2 protein-coding genes are annotated in these 1179 nt (G+C 25.7%); both read right to left on the reverse strand.

Annotated features, from left to right (window positions below):
* Positions 1–79: 79 nt before the first annotated feature.
* Positions 80–1093 (reverse strand): hypothetical protein, encoded by a 1014-nt coding sequence (locus C6B38_RS04485; RefSeq protein ID WP_105298812.1) that lies wholly within the window; start codon positions 1091–1093, stop codon positions 80–82.
* Positions 1093–1179 (reverse strand): DUF2649 family protein (locus tag C6B38_RS04490; protein WP_146693304.1); only part of this gene is annotated, 87 nt, incomplete at its 5' end. The genes C6B38_RS04485 and C6B38_RS04490, both read right to left, overlap by 1 nt.

The raw sequence follows: 1179 nt of genomic DNA on the forward strand, positions 1-1179 counted from the left end.
ATCAAAAATAAACAAAAATATATCAAAAACAAAACTAAAAATCTTGTCTCAATTACTATTATTATTTTCAACTAATAAATTAATCATCTTTACTATTTCCTTTCTCTTTTTTAGGTTTTAAATTCTTTTTCAAAATATCAATATCAAACAATTTTAATCGTTCTTTAACACTTAACTTTGTGATTTCCGACCAATAATATTCTTTTTTATTAACAATTTCGCCATTCTTTAAATCACGCACAAATTTTAATCATTGACTATCATATTTATTCGCAAATTCAAGGGGAATAATTATTTTAAAAAACCGAATTCCTAACCCAACATCCGACTTATGTTTTACTCTTTTACCTTCTGCTCTTCGTTCTACTGATTTTGTTTTTCAAATTTCATAATCCGTTATATCTTGAAAAATACCAATTCGCATAATAAAGAAACGATTAAAAAAATTAAATCCTTTTTTAGCAACGGGTTTTTTCAAAGAAATTGGAATAATAATTCCACTTGCTAACTGGCGAATATTATTTCAAATCATACCCTCACGCTGAGCAGTAAACAACGCACGATGTCCAAAATGTCTCGCTAAAACAATTCACGGTATTTTACCACTATGAACTTTTTTCTCATCATGTGGACTAGTTCCATCAATATACAAATAACTTTCATCAAATAAAATAACACTATCATCGGGTGGGACTAATTTTGTTCGATCGGTAAAATCTAAATTTTTAAATGTTAAAACTTTAACTTTATCATCTTCTAACGGATAATTACTATAAATTTCATCTGTCAATAATTTCATAGTTTGCGACAAATAAGTTAAAAGTAATGTTTTACCAGTTCCTAACTTACCAATAATTACCGATAACGGATTATCTCAAACAAAATTTACTAACCGAAAAGCATTTAACTGATAAAAAATATTTTYTMACAATCATCACACAAAATATACACATTGCAAAGCAAATAATATTCAAAATAATAAACCAACACAATACAAAGAAATTATCCAAAGTAATAAATCAATTAAACTAAACAAAAGCATTAAACCACTAATATAACAAAAGTTTTTAAAGAAAAATATAAACTTTTTCATTATTTAAAATACCCAACTATTTTAAAAACCATCCACAAGAAAAACCAAGTTAAAAACAAAATCACAATTCAAACACCAACCATCAA

Origin of the sequence: Spiroplasma sp. ChiS (assembly GCF_002968355.1) — a bacterium.
In the GTDB taxonomy this organism is placed as follows: Bacteria; Bacillota_I; Bacilli_A; order Mycoplasmatales; family Mycoplasmataceae; genus Spiroplasma; species Spiroplasma citri.